This is a genomic window from Pedobacter foliorum (assembly GCF_013266735.1).
Lineage (GTDB): Bacteria > Bacteroidota > Bacteroidia > Sphingobacteriales > Sphingobacteriaceae > Pedobacter > Pedobacter foliorum.
The window spans coordinates 1-17,809 of sequence record NZ_JABSNU010000028.1 but is presented as its reverse complement, the minus strand read 5'-3'; the positions used below and the strand labels follow the sequence as shown (position 1 = coordinate 17,809).

At 38.8% G+C, this 17,809-nt stretch carries 13 protein-coding genes; 7 read left to right on the top strand and 6 right to left on the bottom strand.

From position 1 onward, the window contains the following. The first annotated feature begins 883 nt into the window (after positions 1 to 883). On the top strand, positions 884 to 2,182 hold the full coding sequence (locus tag HQN83_RS25045) for an MFS transporter (protein ID WP_173094470.1): 1,299 nt from the start codon (positions 884 to 886) through the stop codon (positions 2,180 to 2,182). A gap of 343 nt (positions 2,183 to 2,525) precedes the next feature. On the opposite strand, the gene HQN83_RS25040 is transcribed toward HQN83_RS25045, so the two are convergent. The 4 genes from HQN83_RS25040 to HQN83_RS25025 form a co-directional block, all read right to left on the bottom strand. Further along, positions 2,526 to 5,480 carry a DNA polymerase III subunit alpha gene (locus tag HQN83_RS25040; protein WP_173094468.1) on the bottom strand — a complete coding sequence of 985 codons (2,955 nt, stop codon included), beginning with the start codon at positions 5,478 to 5,480 and terminating at the stop codon, positions 2,526 to 2,528. 3 nt (positions 5,481 to 5,483) lie between these two features. Continuing rightward, positions 5,484 to 6,641, bottom strand: a complete 1,158-nt coding sequence (gene dinB, locus HQN83_RS25035; protein ID WP_173094466.1) for a DNA polymerase IV — start codon at positions 6,639 to 6,641, stop codon at positions 5,484 to 5,486. A gap of 145 nt (positions 6,642 to 6,786) precedes the next feature. Beyond that, positions 6,787 to 7,239: a hypothetical protein gene (locus HQN83_RS25030; RefSeq protein ID WP_173094464.1), complete on the bottom strand. Its 453-nt coding sequence runs from the start codon at positions 7,237 to 7,239 to the stop codon at positions 6,787 to 6,789. Positions 7,240 to 7,292: 53 nt separating this feature from the next. Then, complete coding sequence (locus tag HQN83_RS25025; protein WP_173094461.1) at positions 7,293 to 7,988, bottom strand: arylesterase; 696 nt, start codon at positions 7,986 to 7,988, stop codon at positions 7,293 to 7,295. Between the two features lie 83 nt (positions 7,989 to 8,071). Between HQN83_RS25025 and HQN83_RS25020 the strand changes: the two genes are divergently transcribed. The 3 genes from HQN83_RS25020 (at position 8,072) to HQN83_RS25010 (ending at position 12,510) form a co-directional block, all read left to right on the top strand. Further along, positions 8,072 to 8,767 carry an ABC transporter ATP-binding protein gene (locus HQN83_RS25020; protein ID WP_172659553.1) on the top strand — a complete coding sequence of 232 codons (696 nt, stop codon included), beginning with the start codon at positions 8,072 to 8,074 and terminating at the stop codon, positions 8,765 to 8,767. Further along, positions 8,754 to 11,294, top strand: coding sequence for an ABC transporter permease (locus HQN83_RS25015; RefSeq protein ID WP_217277470.1), 2,541 nt, complete (start codon positions 8,754 to 8,756; stop codon positions 11,292 to 11,294). The genes HQN83_RS25020 and HQN83_RS25015 overlap by 14 nt, the downstream gene beginning before the upstream one ends. A gap of 328 nt (positions 11,295 to 11,622) precedes the next feature. Further along, positions 11,623 to 12,510, top strand: coding sequence for a cation diffusion facilitator family transporter (locus HQN83_RS25010; RefSeq protein ID WP_173094459.1), 888 nt, complete (start codon positions 11,623 to 11,625; stop codon positions 12,508 to 12,510). Here HQN83_RS25010 and rpiA read toward each other — a convergent pair. Further along, positions 12,482 to 13,183: a ribose 5-phosphate isomerase A gene (gene rpiA / locus HQN83_RS25005; RefSeq protein ID WP_173094457.1), complete on the bottom strand. Its 702-nt coding sequence runs from the start codon at positions 13,181 to 13,183 to the stop codon at positions 12,482 to 12,484. The genes HQN83_RS25010 and rpiA overlap by 29 nt on opposite strands. A gap of 99 nt (positions 13,184 to 13,282) precedes the next feature. Here rpiA and HQN83_RS25000 point away from each other — a divergent pair, with 99 nt between their 5' ends. Both HQN83_RS25000 and HQN83_RS24995 read left to right on the top strand, forming a co-directional pair. Continuing rightward, the gene (locus HQN83_RS25000; protein ID WP_173094455.1) at positions 13,283 to 14,698 is read left to right on the top strand and encodes a DUF4419 domain-containing protein; all 1,416 of its coding nucleotides are present in this window, start codon (positions 13,283 to 13,285) and stop codon (positions 14,696 to 14,698) included. Then, on the top strand, positions 14,679 to 15,824 hold the full coding sequence (locus HQN83_RS24995) for a serine hydrolase domain-containing protein (protein WP_173094453.1): 1,146 nt from the start codon (positions 14,679 to 14,681) through the stop codon (positions 15,822 to 15,824). The genes HQN83_RS25000 and HQN83_RS24995 overlap by 20 nt, the downstream gene beginning before the upstream one ends. Before the next feature lie 3 nt (positions 15,825 to 15,827). Here HQN83_RS24995 and HQN83_RS24990 read toward each other — a convergent pair whose 3' ends face one another. After that, positions 15,828 to 16,739 carry a hypothetical protein gene (locus tag HQN83_RS24990; protein ID WP_173094451.1) on the bottom strand — a complete coding sequence of 304 codons (912 nt, stop codon included), beginning with the start codon at positions 16,737 to 16,739 and terminating at the stop codon, positions 15,828 to 15,830. A 171-nt stretch (positions 16,740 to 16,910) separates the two neighbouring features. On the opposite strand from HQN83_RS24990, the gene HQN83_RS24985 reads away from it, so the two are divergent. Next, on the top strand, positions 16,911 to 17,627 hold the full coding sequence (locus HQN83_RS24985; protein WP_173094449.1) for a 3-keto-disaccharide hydrolase: 717 nt from the start codon (positions 16,911 to 16,913) through the stop codon (positions 17,625 to 17,627). Positions 17,628 to 17,809 lie beyond the last annotated feature (182 nt).

Sequence of the window (17,809 nt, the reverse complement as noted above, 5' to 3'; positions counted from 1 at the left end):
GGCAGGCCATGATCTGCCCGGCTCCCGGGGTAACCCGCCGGGGCATCGCCCAGGTTCTACCCAGGCACAACTCAGGCGATTTACCTCAGCTTGGCCTGGGAAGAGCCTGAGAAACCCCTCAAAAAAGCCTGATTTCTCCCGAACCGGAACAAAGCCGGCACAGCGCCGGAATCCAAGGGATACCTTACTTTTTTATATTCAGCTATTAGGTGTATTTATTACCAGTGTTTATTGCGGAATGCCGAGCTTGAAGAAGCTGCGAAGCAAAATAAATTACCAATGACAACGTGCGTTCGCTATACTGAATTCGCCATGCCGGCGAAGGCCGGCATCAGCATCTCTCAAGAGAAAGAAAGCCCTGCTAGTGCGGGGTCCTGAAATAAATTCAGGATGACGATCGATTCGCCCAATACCTAAATCCAGACACACACACCATTATGTATACACTATTATATATAATTATATATACACCTATTATAATCTATACCTATATATGGTATACACTATATATGGTACACACCTAACTACATAGTATACACTTAACATATAATAAAAGATATCCTTAAACTTTAACACGAGTACACTTCAACGTGAGTACACTTTAACGCGCGCACTTATTACATTAGACTTAACTATAAAAAAGGAAAGGAAACAAAGGGAAAGGAACAAAGCGTAATGAGATAAGCTTAAAAAGGAAATAGGATAAGCTTAAAAAGAAAGCAGGAATGATCATACCAACCATTCCTGCCTATCTAAATTAACGCTCTCCATATAAAGACGCATTTAGAAACGAAATATTGTATCAGCTGATAAAAAATTTAGAACAACCAATTATTACCCACAAAAAATTAAACATTATAAATTACATTTGACTATAGAACCAATGAACGAAAACGAAGATAAAATCTCTGCAAGAAGACTAAAAGCTATTTTCGGTGGCTCAATAGGCAATCTTGTAGAATGGTACGATTGGTATGCATACTCCGCTTTTGCAATTTACTTCTCTGCTTCTTTCTTCCCCGAAGGGAATCCTACTGTACAATTAATAAATACTGCTGGAATATTTGCCTTAGGGTTTTTAATGCGCCCACTGGGTGGTTATATTTTTGGTCGCATAGCTGATCGCGTTGGCCGCAAACAATCCATGACTCTTTCCGTATTATTAATGTCGCTTGGCTCATGTTTAATTGCACTAACTCCCACTTACAAAACCATCGGCATTGTAGCACCTATATTATTATTAACGGCAAGGCTACTTCAGGGACTAAGTGTTGGTGGCGAATATGGCGTATCCGCAACCTATTTAAGTGAAATGGCCACCAAAAACAGACGTGGTTTTTACTCCAGCTTTCAGTACGTAACCTTAATAGGCGGTCAACTGCTTGCCCTTGCTATTCAATTAGTCCTACAAAGAGTACTGCTCTCCGAAACTCAACTTCAGGAATGGGGATGGCGCATCCCATTCATTTTCGGGGCTATCCTTTCTATCGTAGCGCTTTATCTCAGAAAAAACCTCGACGAAACAAAAGCTTTTGAAAACCAAAAAGCACGCGGAACAGAAAAAAAGGGAACAGTAAAAGAGTTATTAAAACACCCTAAAGCCGTAATTACAGTAATAGGATTAACATTAGGTGGCACACTGGCTTTCTATACCTATACCACTTATATGCAAAAGTTCCTTGTCAACACTGTTCACATGACAAAGGAGCAATCTACACTAATGTCGTTTTTAACACTTTTCATCTTTGCTTGTTTGCAACCTTTATTTGGTGCTTTGTCAGACAAAATAGGAAGGCGACCACTTCTTATCGCTTTTGGTGTATTGGGTACAATATGCACAGTTCCGTTACTTACCACACTAAGTCATACCACATCTCAATGGCAAGCATTTTTCCTTTTAATGATTGCTTTAATTATTGTGAGTGGCTACACCAGTATCAATGCGGTGGTAAAAGCCGAACTGTTTCCTGCCGAAGTTAGAGCCTTAGGGGTTGGATTGCCTTACGCACTAACTGTTGCCATATTCGGTGGATCAGCAGAATATATTGCTTTGCAACTAAAAAACTGGCATCACGAAGAATACTACTACTGGTATATTACTGTTTGTATTTTCATCTCCTTACTGGTGTATGTTTTCATGAAGGATACAAAAAAAACCTCAAAACTGAATCAGGACAGCTAATAAAAGAAAATCGTTGTGAGTATTTTAAAGAAGGCATTGCTGTTCGATGCAGGAACAACAATGCCTAAAAACCAAATATAACCATGTCTAAAAATCTAAATAGACATAACTAAGAAAAGTGCTGAACAAAAATTAATTTATGAGACTACAATTTAGGCACACAATTCTAGTAACAAAAGTCTTATTCTCTTACATCAAAAGCAAAGAACATTATATATTCCGCACTTTTTCCGGCTATTAAGTTTCCGACAATTTTTTGTTTGGCATTATCATCTCAGAAAAATAAAATACCAAATTTTGTACTTATTCAAAAATCAGTGTTTCACCAAGCCACAGACAAAACCTAAGCCATCACAGGGTTATCAACTATGGGTAGCTTTGCAAATTTAACCACCTCAACACTTGGGAAACCAAAATCTTCTACCACCTTACCTAATATTAGGTAACAGCCTTTTCCTCTAAAAGGATAAGTGGGTGTACTACCAGGGAAATGTGTGGTATCAAAGAAATTTCCATCAGCATCCAGAAAAGTACCAAACCACATTTTCTTGCCATTCTTCATATGCACAGTCTTCTCGCAAACATATAGGCCAACCATTTTAACCGTTTGGCCAACAACATACTGAATCAGATTATTTGTGCGTACATCTCCTCTATATGCAGTTCTCAATAGATCAAACATAGAGAGCGACAAAGGAAATCCAAGCAGTTCCAATTCATGATAAGCATCTTCAAGTTCAGTATTAATCAGTTCCGGCAGCGCATAATGTTTACTTTCCAGATGGAAAAGTTCCGCATGATTAACAGGTTTAACTTTACCGCCCAACATCATATGAACTTCCCACAACAACGTTTTCTTACTTTTACCTGTAAACCTCAAAGCTCCAACCCTAATTAGGATAATTACCTGTTCCAGTCCCATACCTGTACGTTTCACAAAATCTTCCAGGTCGGCAAATGCACCATTTAGTTTAACATCTTCAGGAATCAATTCTATAAATTTATTCTCAAACCCTTGTATACCAATAAGCCCTAGATACGCATCGGACCCTTTAATAGAAACCACAGATGTGCTTACATTAACACAAGGCAAGTGTACCTTTGCACCGGCCTTTTGCAATTCATGAACATACAACCAGCGCGTATAAAAGCCTCCGTAGTTATTCAGTACCGCAACCATAAATTCCTGAGGATAGTAGGTTTTTAAAAATAAACTCTGATAACTTTCTACGGCAAAACTGGCCGAATGCGCCTTAGAGAAACTATAACCTGCAAAAGAATATACCTGCCTCCATACCTCCGCTGTAATATTCTCCGGTCGCCCTAGCGCCTTTGCACTATCATGAAACTTCTCTACCAGTTTATTAAATTCTATTTTCGAACGATATTTACCACTCATTCCCCGTCTCAGGATATCTGCATCCGTACCATCCATTCCGGCATAATGGATACAAATTTTAATCACATCCTCTTGATAAACCATTACCCCAAAAGTATCTTCCAGCTGTTCTTTCATTACCGGATGTAGGTATTCTACAGCATCTGGTTTATGAAAATTCTGAATGTAAGCCTTCATCATACCCGACTGAGCAACACCCGGCCGAATAATACTACTGGCCGCAACTAGCGTCAGATAATTCTCGCAGCCAAGCTTGGTAAGCAGTTGGCGCATGGCAGGCGATTCGATATAAAAACAGCCTATACTATCGCCCGTTTTTAATTTGTTATTCAGATTGGCATCTTTCATAAACACCTTTACCTGATGAATATCTATTTTACGTTGTTGGTTTTCCTCTACCAATCTTACCGCCTCTTTGATGTGCCCTATCCCCCTCTGACTTAATATATCGTATTTATCATAGCCAATAGCTTCGGCCTCGTACATATCCCATTGTACAGTTGCCATTCCCTTAGGTGGAAAATCCAATGCAGTATAATAGGTAATCGGTTCTTCCGAAATCAGAACCCCGCCGGCATGAATACTTCTTTGATTGGGCATTTCCTTCATCATCTCATATATGGCCGTGATCTTTTTAAAAGTAGCATTATCTCGGTTTACCGCAGCTTTGGCTGGATCTGTAAAACCATCAATCTCAGCCTTTGGCAATCCCATTACTTTACCAATCTCACGGATAACAGAGCGATCTTTAAAGGTGCTCATTGTACCTAGCAGCGCAGTATGGTCTTTTCCGTAGCGCTTAAAAATGTAATCCTGTACATCTTCACGCTCATCCCAGGAATAATCAATATCAAAATCAGGGGGTGAGGTGCGCTGTGCATTTAAAAACCGTTCAAAATACAAATCAAGCTCCAGCGGATCTACATCAGTAATACGTAAACAAAAAGCTACCGTACTATTGGCTCCCGATCCTCTACCCACATGATAATAACCCTTGGCCATAGAATAACGAATAATATCCCATGTAATTAAGAAATAGGCGCAATACCCCAAATCATTAATTACCTTCAGCTCCTTCTCTACTTTTTTTAGCGCATCCTTATTCTTCTTTCCATAACGATACGCCATCCCCTCCATTGCCAGTTTTTCAAGTAGGGCTTTATCATCATTAGTGCTCCCTGTAAAGGTTTTACGGTTGAGGTGAACTTTTCCCTGCGCATAATTCATCTTGCAGCCATCCATCAATTTCCGCGTATTATCCAGTATAAAAGCATATTTACTAAATTTCGCTTCCAGCTCCCCTGCCGGCAAAAATAGATCGGTACTACTACATTTATCTTCGGGTGTAACCATGGTAAGCAGCGTATTCAAATCTATGCCTCTTAAATACTCATGCAAACGATACTCGAGTTTGTCGGCCACAAAAACAGGTTGCAATGCCAGTAATTTATCCTTTATGTGATTAATATCCTTTCCGTGCAAACTATGTAATTCATCAAAACGAATTCCCAGATATTCGTTTTCTCCTAATACCCTTGTTTCAATATCATTCCTGTAAGGATAAATTACAACTGCATTTTTAAAGGCCTTTGCTTTGTCGGGCAATTCCTTCTGTTCCAGGTTATGCTCAGTCAGGAAATCATTCAACTCCTTCATTCCCTCCTTATCTTTGGCAACCCCGATATAAAGTAATTGCTTATTTCGTCTAAACTCAATACCTCCAATAGGCTTAATGCCATTCTTATTGCAAGCCCTCATAAACTCCATAACCCCTGTAGAGTTATTAATATCGGTAAGCGCCATTTGTGTAACCCCACGAAAAGCTGCCTCCTCTATGAGTTTTTCGATAGGCATAGTACCATAGCGCAGGCTATATTGAGAATGAACATTTAAATACATGGCTTATACATTAATATCCAGAACGGACGCCCTTGTTACTGCCTTCTCGCCAAAACGCTTGCGGATTTTATCCATTGCCTGCACCAGACTATACTGCTCCTGCGACTCACTATACATATCTATTTGCTCAAAACCATTTACCAAATTAGATAAACGCACACCAACAAGTCGCAACAACATCCTCTTGGTATATACCTGCTTAAAAAGCTCCTTTGCCTTCAGAATAAAGGTACTATCAAGTGATGTATAAGGAATGGAGGCCTGTTTGGTAACATCTTCGAAATTGGAGTACCTAATTGTTACCGTAATACAGGCTGCAAGTTTCTTTTTTTCTCTCAGCTGAAATGCAATATCCATTACCATTGCGGTAAGCAGATTATTGATCATATTTATATCTATAGTATCTGCTTTAAATGTGCATTGTGTACCAATACTTTTTTGCTCAGCATAAGGAATTATCGGACTATTATCTATGCCTTTAGCTTTCTGAAGTAGCGACAAGCCATTTTTACCCATCAGCATATTCATCTGATCCGGATGGATTTGGGCTAGCGTATAAATCTTCTTGATGCCCATATCACTAAGCTTTATAAAAGTCTTTTCGCCTAGTCCCGGAATTTTCCTGATAGAAAGGGGGTTTAAAAAGGGTTGCACGCCTGATGCTTCAACATTCTTCTCTCCATTTGGCTTGCACTCATTGGTTGCCATTTTAGAAACCGTTTTATTTACCGACAAGCCAAAAGAAATTGGCAAACCCGATTCTCTAATAATAGTTTCCCGAAGCTCATGTGCATAGGTCATACAGCCATAAAACCTATCCATGCCCGTCATATCTATATAATGCTCATCAATGCTGGCTTTTTCAAACAGCGGTACCCTTTCCCTAATAATATCGGTAATTTCGTGGGATGCCTTTGAATAAGCATCCATATTGCCTTTAATAAAAACTGCATGTGGACACAGCATTTTTGCCATTCTGGCTGGCATGGCGGCGTGTACTCCAAACTTACGGGCCTCATAACTACATGAGGTTACCACTCCCCTATCTGATGTACCACCAATGATTACAGGTTTTCCGGCAAGTTTATTATTTTTTTTAATCTCTACAGACACAAAAAATGCATCCTGATCCATATGAATTATTTGCTTCCCTTCGCTCATGACAAATAAATTTAGGTCACGACAAAATTAAGCTAAATAAATTAGCAAAACAACCTAAAAACTAAATAAATTAGCTATAAATATGCCTTTTACTATTTATTTAAGCAAATAAACAATCTTACTTAGTCAAACACAAAATCTTACTTTAAGCAAGCGTAAGGCCAGGAACCTCCTTAAGAAGCTGATCCCTATGGGCAGCAGATAGCCAGATATTCGATTCCAGATTTAAAATATCGATATTCTCTTTAAGGAAATAATCCCAGCAGATCTTTCCGCTTTCCTTTTGAGTAGTAACAATATCATGAATGATCTCATTTGATATAATAACAGGGGTGCTATCCTCTCCATGATTAAACTCAGTTACATGAACATCTTTCAATACAACTGTACCCAGAACAGCAGAATTCTCATTACTATCATCTTCGGTAGAGATTATCAATTCATACGTATCTGTATCCACTTTAGCATAGCTAGTTACTTCTTCCGAGAATTTAAAAGCTGCACTATGAGAGTGTTTTGGAATTCGGTTATCTGGATTTTTTTGATCATTAGAGTACCATTCAGGGTTGCGCACCCAAATTTTAATGACTATGTTCATACACTATTCCTATTTGATTAGATAATGAAGATAATAAAAAAAATCTTTACTAATTACAACACGCCTTTCAATTTCGACCAAACGTTTTCTGCCACTATTTTTTGTCCCTCAGCAGTAGGATGAATACCATCGCCCTGGTTTAGCTTAGGAATGCCTGCCACGCCCTCCAACAAAAATGGCAGAAAAACCATTTCATTCTTAGCAGCAAGCGCCTTAAACATGTTTCTAAAATCAGAAGCATATTTGGCACCCATATTAGGTGGCACTTCCATTCCGGTTAAAATCATTTTAGCCTCAGGGTATTTCTTTTTAACCTTATCTATTATAGCCTGTAGGTTTGCCGTAGTTTCGCTAACCGCTACTCCACGCAAGCCATCATTAGCGCCCAATTCGAGCACAAACACAGCAACAGGTTGTTTCAGCAACCAATCTATCCTGTTTTTTCCGGCGGCAGATGTTTCACCGCTTAGTCCGCCATTTATTGCTTTATAAGGAAGTTTAAGTGAATCCAGTTTTTTCTGTAACAATTCGGGATATGCCTCCCCCTGTTCAAGCCCATACCCAGCGGTTAAACTTGTGCCAAAGAATAAGATGTTTTTTTCCTTAACCGGAACCTCAGTAGCTCCAGGCACTGCCTCAGCTGGCTTTGCATTTGATGTTTCATCAATCTGTTTACTTTGTTTGTTCCCACATGATGCAAACACAACGAATAACAGGACGATCAGGGTTGAAGCTTTAAAACGTAACATATCTATGTAATATAATTCTAAAATTAGCCATTACTTATTAGGCCTCGTATATTTAGCTATAAAAATACCTATTTATTAATAATATGCCTTCAGAAAACATACTCCATATTGAAAACGTAAGTAAAATATATAAAAGTGCGGGTAAAGAGCTTACCGTACTTAACAACGTTAATTTCTCTGTAGAAGGAGGCTCTACCCTTGCAATTACAGGCCCATCCGGCAGTGGCAAAACTACACTCCTGGGACTTTGTGCCGGGCTCGACAGATCGACCACAGGCTCCGTTAAACTAAACGGCATCAAACTCGATGAGCTTACAGAAGACCAACGGGCGGCAGTGCGCAACCGTTACATAGGTTTTATATTTCAAAACTTCCAGCTAATGCCAACCTTAACCGCGCTTGAAAACGTAATGGTACCAATGGAGTTACGTGGAGAAAAAGATATTCGGGCACACGCCATGGATTTATTAGATAAAGTGGGTCTTGCAGAACGCTCGCACCACTATCCTGTTCAGCTTTCAGGAGGCGAACAGCAACGCGTTTCGCTGGCAAGGGCATTTTCCAATAAACCGGCTATACTTTTTGCCGATGAGCCTACGGGTAATCTGGATGCAGAAACCAGCGAAAAGATAGAAAAACTAATGTTTGAACTAAACAGAGATGCCGGAACTACGCTGATCATCGTTACCCACGATCTGGAACTGGCTATGAGAACAAACAGAATCATAAAAATAAAAGGTGGCGTAATCATTTCAGACGATCCAAATGCAACAAGATAATCCCGCACTTAAAAGATCTGTAAACATTGGCTGGCTTTTTAAAATGGCCTGGCGTGATGCGCGTCGCAATAAATCTCGTCTGTTTCTTTTCGTATCGTCAATTATCCTCGGAATTGCAGCGTTAGTAGCTGTGTATTCATTTAGAGATAACATGCAGCGCGACATTGATAATCAGGCTAAAATGCTTACCGGAGCAGATCTGACCATACAAGCTCGCAAACCTGTGAGTGCAAAAACCCAAGCCGTACTGGATACCTTAGGGGATGAAAAAGCATCAGAAAGAAGCTTTGCATCAATGATCTATTTTCTTAAAAATGAAGGTAGCAGATTGGTGCAGGTGCGGGCACTAGAAGGTAATTACCCATTTTACGGCACCATTGAAACTACTCCGGTAAATGCTGCAAGGACTTTTCAGCAAGAGCGTAGGGCATTAGTTGATAAAACAGTTATGCTGCAATTCAACGCCAAACCCGGCGACTCCATTAAAATTGGCAGCCTTAACTTCCTAATAGCAGGAATATTGGATAAAGCACCCGGACAAACCGGAATATCAGCTACTGTAGCGCCTGTAGTTTATATTCCATTAAAGTATCTTGAGCAAACCGGATTAACCAAAATAGGCAGCAGAATCCAATACAAGTATTACTACAGATACAATAAACCATCTGCTGTAGCAACTCAGGTAAAAAAAATTCAACCTTTACTTGATAAGGAAGACCTCGACACAGAAACTGTAGAATCTAAAAAGGAAAGCACCGGAAAGTCGTTCAGAGATGTAAGCAGATTCCTTGAACTATCAGGTTTTATTGCGCTACTATTAGGATGTATAGGTGTTGGAAGTGCCATTCATGTTTACATTGGCGAAAAACTAAACTCCATAGCTACTCTACGTTGTTTGGGCTTAAAAGCATGGGAGGCATTTTTAATTTACCTCATCCAAATTGTTTTTATTGGATTTATTGGCGCCGTTGTAGGCGCGGCATTAGGTACAATAATACAGTTTGCACTGCCAATGGTACTAAAGGATTTCATACCTGTAGAACTTACGCTGCAAATTTCATGGCTTGCCATCGGACAAGGTGTATTACTGGGTTTAATCATTTCAGTTTTATTTGCACTACCTTCACTTCTTTCTGTACGTACCATTTCTCCATTAAACGCCATCAGGCATTCGTTTGAGAAATCAACCGACCCAAGAGATCCGCTAAAATGGTTCGTATATTTACTTATCTTACTCTTTGTACTGGCCTTTACCAGATTCCAAATGAGTAGCTGGATGCAGGCAGCTGTGTTTACTGCAAGTATCCTGATTGCGTTCCTTTTACTTTTTGGTTTATCCCGACTCCTGATGTGGGCGGTAAAAAGAGTCATCCCAAGCTCTTCCAGCTATTTATGGAGGCAGGGTTTTGCTAACCTTTACCGGCCAAATAACCAAACCCTTATGCTTACGGTGTCTATAGGTTTGTCAGCAGCATTTATCTGCACTCTATTTTTTGTACAAGGCATTTTAATAAAACGAGTAACCATATCTGCCGAAGGAAATCAAGCAAACATGATCCTGTTCGATATTCAAAACGAACAAAAGGAGGCTGTTGCAAAACTAACCCGAGATTATAAATTACCGGTAATGAATCAGGTACCGGTTGTAACCGTTAGAATTGAAAAGATATATGCAAAAAAAGCCCTTAAGGATACAACTAAAGATTCTAAACGTGCAACACAGGGAGAGCTTAGGGTAACTTTTCAGGACACACTAACCTCCGCAGAAAAAGTAACAGAAGGTGTATGGAAAGGCAAAGTAAAACCAGGGGCACAGGTATATGTATCCTTAGAAGAAGGCTACGCCAAACATATTCGTGCGGGCGTTGGCGATAGTATCGTTTTTAATGTACAAGGATTATTGATCCCCACTGTTGTCGGAAGTTTAAGAGAAGTAAATTGGGCAAGAATGCAGACCAATTTTAGGGTTGTTTTCCCGACAGGCGTACTTGAGGATGCTCCGCAGTTTCATGTATTGATGACCCGAATTACCTCAAACGATGTTTCGGCCAAGTTCCAAAGTGCTGTTGTAAAAGAATTTCCTAATGTATCTGTTATAGATTTAGGGCTCATATTAAAAACCTTGGATGAACTGTTGTCGAAAATAAGTTTTGTAATCCAGTTTATGGCAGCATTTAGCATGGCAACAGGCTGGATAGTGCTCGTTTCGGCAGTATTAACTAGCAGAGGTCAGCGTTTAAGAGAAAGCGTATTACTAAGAACTCTTGGCGCAAGTCGAAAACAGATTCTTGTAATTACAGCTATTGAGTACTTGTTTCTAGGTGCATTCTCTGCCGGTGCAGGGATAATTCTTGCCCTTGGAGGTAGTTGGTTGTTAGCCGTATTCAGCTTTGATACCAGCTTTACTCCTTCCCTGCTTCCAATACTTTTGCTATTTACCCTGATTTGTTTTTTGGTGGTGTTAACAGGGGTACTTAGTAGCAGAAAAGTGTTAAACACTCCTCCGTTAGCGGTATTAAACTCTTAACCTATAATTTATTCAAAAACACATAATTTATTAAAAAACATACAATACACATCCATCTAAAACACTATTTTTGCGCCCCAAAAGGAATTACCGGGAAGGGTAAGGTCGGTTATCATTGTCGTCATCCTGCTCGGTTCGTCATCATTGTCGTCATCCTGAATTTATTTCAGGATCTCGTTTAAGCAGGTTTTGAATAGCGATTGCGAGATCCTGAAATAAATTCAGGATGACGAACCGAGCAGGATGACGATAATGATGACGACAATGATGACTACTCTACCCTTCCCGGTAATTCCTTTTGGGCGCGCCACTAACAACTAACTTTGCAATGGAATTATCATCAAAAAACACTTCTAAAGAAGCCATACGAACTACTCAGCTAGGTATCATTATCAGCATAGCTTTAATATTTGTAAAAGGCCTTTCAGGATACCTTGGTCATTCCTATGCTTTAATTGCTGATGCTACCGAATCCGGCGCAGATGTAGTTAGTTCAGGCTTACTATGGCTAGCCCTTATTTATGCCCAACGACCTGCCGATCAGGGGCATCCTTATGGGCATGGAAAAGCCGAACCAGTAGCAGCAGTACTGATAGGTTTATTTCTAATAGCAGCGGCTGGATGGATTTCATATAACTCTATATATTACATCAGAACACCCCACGGACTTCCTAAAAGCTACACTTTAATTGTACTGCTTGTAGTAATTCTTACTAAAGAACTTTTGTTCCGCTATGTACTTAAAATCGGAAAACGATTAAACAGTCAGGCAGTAAAGGCAGACGCTTATCACCACAGAAGTGATGCAATTACCTCTATTGCAGCATTTATTGGAATTGTAATTGCCCTTGTATTAGGCAAAGGATATGAAGGCGCAGACGACTGGGCAGCATTAATGGCCTGCGTATTCATCATCTATAATGCTATAAAAATCATACGTCCCGCGTTTTCAGAAATTATGGATGCCGCACCATCACCCGAATTCATAGCAGAAATTTCCAGAATAGCCGCTCAGCATATCGAAGTAAAGGAAGTAGAAAAGTGCTTCGTCAGAAAAATGGGCCTACAATATTATGTAGATATGCACATAGAAGTAGATGGCACCATCGATGTATTTACTGCACACCAGGTAGCTCATCAGGTAAAAGACGAACTCCTGGCTTCAGATTTAAGTATTAAAGATGTAATTATACACGTTGAGCCACATTTGGCGTAATTACCTTAGTTCCATTTTTACCTGCTATGATTGCCTTTGTAGCCATCCCGTAAAATAAAGAATGCTCTACCACACCCGGTATCATTTTAATTTGAACGTTTAGCTTTTGCAATTCCGGTAATTCAGCAAAGTGAACATCAGCCAAAAGGTTTCCATTGTCTGAGATAACAGCACCATCTTTTTGAGTGCTCATGCGCAGCTTTATTGAAGAACCCGGAAACTCAAACGACAATCTGCCAAGTACCATTTGCAAAGCCTGCGGTAGTATTTCTAACACTATCGGATAAGTAGCATCCAGTTTTTCGGAGAATTTACCCTCATCTCCTATCAATATAAAATCTGTTGCCATTGCCGCCAGAATCTTTTCGGTGGTATGAATTCCACCGCCACTTTTTAAAGCATTCAGTTCTTCATCAAACTGATCACAACCATCAAAATAAACATCTATCTTTTTAAGTAGCGATGGCGACTGCACCTTTAATCCGTTTTGCTGTAAATAGGCAGTGGTTTTAAATGACGACGAAGTAAAAGTAACACTTGCAGCTAAATCCTCATCCTGCTTAACCATATCTACCAAATGAGATACCGTTGTTCCCGCTCCTAAACCTACAACTTGCCCTGTTTTAATGAAAGGCAAGGCTGCCCTTGCCGCTTCTATCTTATAATCGATCATGGCGGCAATTTAGAAATTCACCGCAGATTTCGAACAATTATTTTCACTATATTTAATCTATAAGTCACTAAAACCAATCGGAAGTAACGCTCTAAAAACATGAAGAAAAAGTTAACCTTAATTTTAATACTCACTTCGTTTGTTACCTACGCGCAAAAAAGCATTACGTTTAAGGTTGAGGAGCTAAAAAGACCAGATAAGCCTCTAGGACTAATTTCTTCTAAAGATCTTTACAAAAACTTAATCCTATCTGAGGCAATGCTCAACCAGCATGACATTAGCGAAAATAGAATTGACTTCCCATACAATATTGTAGCTCAGAGTAATGCTCCAGATAGCCTTGTTTATTTCGGCAATCATTCTTTTTTTGCAGGAATGTATCAGGCCTATGCCGAACATAGATCATTTGTAATATCACCAGATATGATTTCGTTGTTGATAAATCAAGGCTTTGCCCGCCATGTAAATAATAATGCGGAGCAGCTTCGAGATCTTTTTGTAAATCATAATGGTAAGGTTAGCCTCATTGTCAACAACAATCAAATACATTTAGATAATCCCAATAGTCCCTGGGAGAAAGTATTTTCCGGTTTTACTGAGCAAATAGCCACTTTTACCGGCAAGGAATTAATTAAGGCTACCACCTCCGATTTTACGACAACAACACCAGCTTCAAAAATCGCATCTCAAATTACTACAATGGAAGCTGTAAAACCATATTTTAAGTATATAGTTATTACAATTTCATGCGGCATTCCCGAAATCACACTCGAGGGCACTCCTAAAGATTGGGAAAAAGTACTTGAAAAGGCAAGATATCTCAGAAAATACAAACTCGACTGGTGGATAGATGAAATAGAACCACTTTTACAAGGATTTGTAAAGGCTTCTAAAGGCAAAATAGATAAAGATTTTTGGAGGAATATGTTTAAATACCACACCTTAGAGAAATATGGAGCGCCTAAAATTATTGATGGTTGGATCGTTAAGTTTTTTCCTTACAATAAAGATGGAAAAAAGAATAACCTAAAAGATTTGCAAAACGGAAGTACTCTTCCTAATGAAATAGTGAAAGTAGACCTTATCCATTCGGAAATTATTAATGGCAACGTTAAAAATACGCCACTAGAGCTTTGGGCTGGTTTTGCCGGAGTTACTGAAAATAAAAAGACCTTTACCCTAAAACCTCAAATAGGTTGGATGATTCGGATAAAGGATACAACTAATGTTGCCCTTGAAGAGAAATTTAAACTCGATGCACAAGACCCCTTTGATGGAATAAACATTCAGGTAAAAACATTCCCTAAAGAACTACTGATACTAAAGGAAATTAAAAACCTATCAATAACCTTTCTGGGAGATATTGAAATACCTAATGAAATAGCGAAAATCAAGATTGATCTCTTTAAATTGAGTGGGAAAATTTCAGATGAAGAAGTTGAAAGAGTTCGCAAATTGCTTCCAAATACTACTTTGATAATCAACTACAAAAGGTATGATAAAAAGAACCCTTAAGTACATTACATCAACAATCCTTATTTTAAGTACCTCTTTATTTAGCTTTGGTCAGGCTGCCAAAGCAGAGGCTGAGATAAAAGACATCATGAAAAAACTGGATGCCGTAGGGTTATCAGTTGCAGTCGTAAAAAAGGGCAACATCATTTACACAAACTCCTTTGGTCTTAAAAATATTGAAAGCAATACAGCACTTACAGATAAGGATATTTTCAGAATTGCCTCTATTTCCAAATCCTTCTCTACCACTTCCATCATGCAACTTGCAGAAGCAGGAAAACTATCTTTAGATGATGACTTCAGCAAATTGGTTGGTTTCAAAGTAAGAAACCCCAAATTCCCTGAAACCATCATTACCCTTAAAATGGTACTTTCCCACACCTCTAGCATAAATGATAGTGAAGGCTATTTCAATTTCGATGTTATTAACCCGGAGAAAAGCCAGAACTGGACAAAATGCTATAACGATTACGAACCGGGAAAAGGGTACAAATACTGCAATCTGAATTTTAATATGGTGGGCGCAGTAATAGAAAAACTATCAGGAGAAAGGTTCGACCAATATGTAAAGCATCACATCCTAGATCCATTGAAGCTCTATGGCGGCTATTGTGTAGATTCATTAGACAATAGTCTATTCACAACTTTATATGAATACGATAAGGTTTCTAAAACTTTTACCCCAGATCCTTCCGCCTATGCACCGCGCAGAGAAGAGTTAAAAAACTATATAATGGGCTACAGTACGCCTCTATTTTCTCCAACCGGAGGAATGAAGATATCCGCTACTGACCTTGCTAAATACATGACCATGCACATGAATCAGGGTAAGTATAAAGGTGTAAAGATCATTAGCAAAAAGAGCGATAAATTAATGCAAACAAAAATTTCCGAAGAAGAGGGTTATGGCTTGGCAATAGCGAATGTCGACAACCTGATACCGGGAAAGATTATGACAGGGCATACTGGTTCTGCTTATGGATTGTATAGCGCTATGTTTTTTGAACCAAAGGAAAAGTTTGGAATAGTTGTTATCACCAATGGCTCTAATACTATTTACACCAATGGTTTTAACAGCATATTATTAGAAACCGTCAATTGCCTGTATAACAATTTCATAAAATAGATATTACAACCCTGTAGATATACCTAGTCGCAAATAGCTATACTTGTTTCGGTAATAGATATTGTACGGATCCTCGCCATAATAGCCCACAGCAGCCATTAAAAACACATTATTCATAAAAGGGAAACTGTAATTAAATGACGTTTCTACATTAAGACGTTTCTTTATAGCAAAAGCATCATAATTATCCATAGGGTTTACCGCGTAATTTACCCCAACATTTGCGCGCCAATTTTCTTTCTGTTTAACATATCTGCGAAGCGAAAAATCATACAGCACCCTTGTAAACCCATAATCATGTGTAAGTGCTTTTTCATAATTAAACCATTTGTGCCATTCAAAGCCACCATAGTGATTTAATGTGTAATAAATAGAATTAAGCGGCTTGGTTCGGTTGCCAAAATTGTAGCCTACAGTAAGGTAATTAGTACTAAAATTGCCGGTTTTGACATTTATGGTGCCATCCGGATTTAATGCTTCACCATCTTGACCATTTGAATGATGGGTAAATTTTAACGTTGCGTACTTATAATTCTTGAGGGATTGACTGAGCCGAAAATATAGCGTACCCCCGAGTTTCAAATCCGGCGTCCTCACACCGGCAGATCTTTCATCGATAACCTTAACTGTAAAGTCGGGAACCATAGCAAAAGCGACAGGTGATTCAGGTATAGCCAATATCATGTAAGTCTTGGTAATTCTTCCGTTAATGACATACTTAATAGGGCCAGACAACTCACCTCTGGGCGAGATGTACGACAAATCTCCATTTTCCTTATAAATATCGCTATACTCTTTGTTGTAAAAATACCTCTGTGTAACCAATGAATCTTTACCCACAGAACTACCAACTTGGGCAAGTACAGTTTCAATACCTGCAAAATAAAAAACTACAAATAGATAGAATAGTTTCATTGAGCTATTATTGAAATACATACGTTATAACAGCTACAACAGTTTACCTCGAATAGTGTTTTTGTATAAAAAGCTACATTAAACCCAAAATGAAAAGTGTTTGATATATTTCAACTACAGACTTGATTATTTAAGCTAATTCTTATATTAGCATCCTCAAAATAAAAACTCATGAAAAGAAAATTAATCGTTTTAGCAGCCTCTGCATTCTTATTTACCACTGCAATGGCTCAAACACCTAATACGCTCTCAAAAGAAGAAAAAAAGGCTGGCTGGAAATTGTTATTTGACGGAAAAACGACAAAAGGATGGCACACCTATCTTAAAAAAGAAGCAGGTGCAAAGTGGGAGGTTAAAGATGGCGCAATAGTTTTTAATCCTACCTTGTCAACAGGTGGAGGCGATCTAGTTACTGATGGCATTTATGAGAATTATGAACTTAACCTGGAGTGGAAAATATCTAAAGGTGGTAACAGTGGAATCATCTTCGATATTCAGGAAGATCCTAAATACGGAGCTACTTACCTTACAGGTCCTGAAATGCAAGTATTAGATAATATTGATGCTAGCGACAACAAAAAAGAGAATCACCTTGCGGGATGTTTGTATGATATGTCTGGAGATGCTTCGGTTTCTAAACCGGTACCAGTTGGCGAATGGAACAAAGTTAAATTGATCCAGGATAAAGGACATCTTACTTTCTGGTTAAATGGCATCAAAACATTTGAAGGTCAAATTGGTAGCGACGAATGGAACCAAATGGTTGCTAACAGTAAATTTAAAAACAAAGACTTTGCTGACTTTGCGAAAGTTGCAAAAGGTAAAATTGCTTTGCAAGAACACCCGGGCTCTAGCCAGTGGAGAAACATTAAAATTCGCACTTTATAGTTTTGCGTAAAGCATAGTTTTATAAAGCGATATTTAGGACTAGTCATTATATCGAAAAAAGGAAGCCGTATCATTAATCAAAAGATGATACGGCTTCCTTTTTTGTTTGTTGTGAGATCCGTCCTGAGTATTTCCTTACTATGCCTTTTTTCTTTGAATATTTCTTGAAGTGTACAAAAAAC

Coding starts and splice junctions, on each gene's coding strand:
- HQN83_RS25045 (WP_173094470.1), top strand. CDS start 884: ATGAACGAAAACGAAGATAAAATCTCTGCAAGAAGACTAAAAGCTATT.
- HQN83_RS25040 (WP_173094468.1), bottom strand. CDS start 5,480: ATGTATTTAAATGTTCATTCTCAATATAGCCTGCGCTATGGTACTATG.
- dinB (WP_173094466.1), bottom strand. CDS start 6,641: ATGAGCGAAGGGAAGCAAATAATTCATATGGATCAGGATGCATTTTTT.
- HQN83_RS25030 (WP_173094464.1), bottom strand. CDS start 7,239: ATGAACATAGTCATTAAAATTTGGGTGCGCAACCCTGAATGGTACTCT.
- HQN83_RS25025 (WP_173094461.1), bottom strand. CDS start 7,988: ATGTTACGTTTTAAAGCTTCAACCCTGATCGTCCTGTTATTCGTTGTG.
- HQN83_RS25020 (WP_172659553.1), top strand. CDS start 8,072: ATGCCTTCAGAAAACATACTCCATATTGAAAACGTAAGTAAAATATAT.
- HQN83_RS25015 (WP_217277470.1), top strand. CDS start 8,754: ATGCAACAAGATAATCCCGCACTTAAAAGATCTGTAAACATTGGCTGG.
- HQN83_RS25010 (WP_173094459.1), top strand. CDS start 11,623: ATGGAATTATCATCAAAAAACACTTCTAAAGAAGCCATACGAACTACT.
- rpiA (WP_173094457.1), bottom strand. CDS start 13,183: ATGATCGATTATAAGATAGAAGCGGCAAGGGCAGCCTTGCCTTTCATT.
- HQN83_RS25000 (WP_173094455.1), top strand. CDS start 13,283: ATGAAGAAAAAGTTAACCTTAATTTTAATACTCACTTCGTTTGTTACC.
- HQN83_RS24995 (WP_173094453.1), top strand. CDS start 14,679: ATGATAAAAAGAACCCTTAAGTACATTACATCAACAATCCTTATTTTA.
- HQN83_RS24990 (WP_173094451.1), bottom strand. CDS start 16,739: ATGAAACTATTCTATCTATTTGTAGTTTTTTATTTTGCAGGTATTGAA.
- HQN83_RS24985 (WP_173094449.1), top strand. CDS start 16,911: ATGAAAAGAAAATTAATCGTTTTAGCAGCCTCTGCATTCTTATTTACC.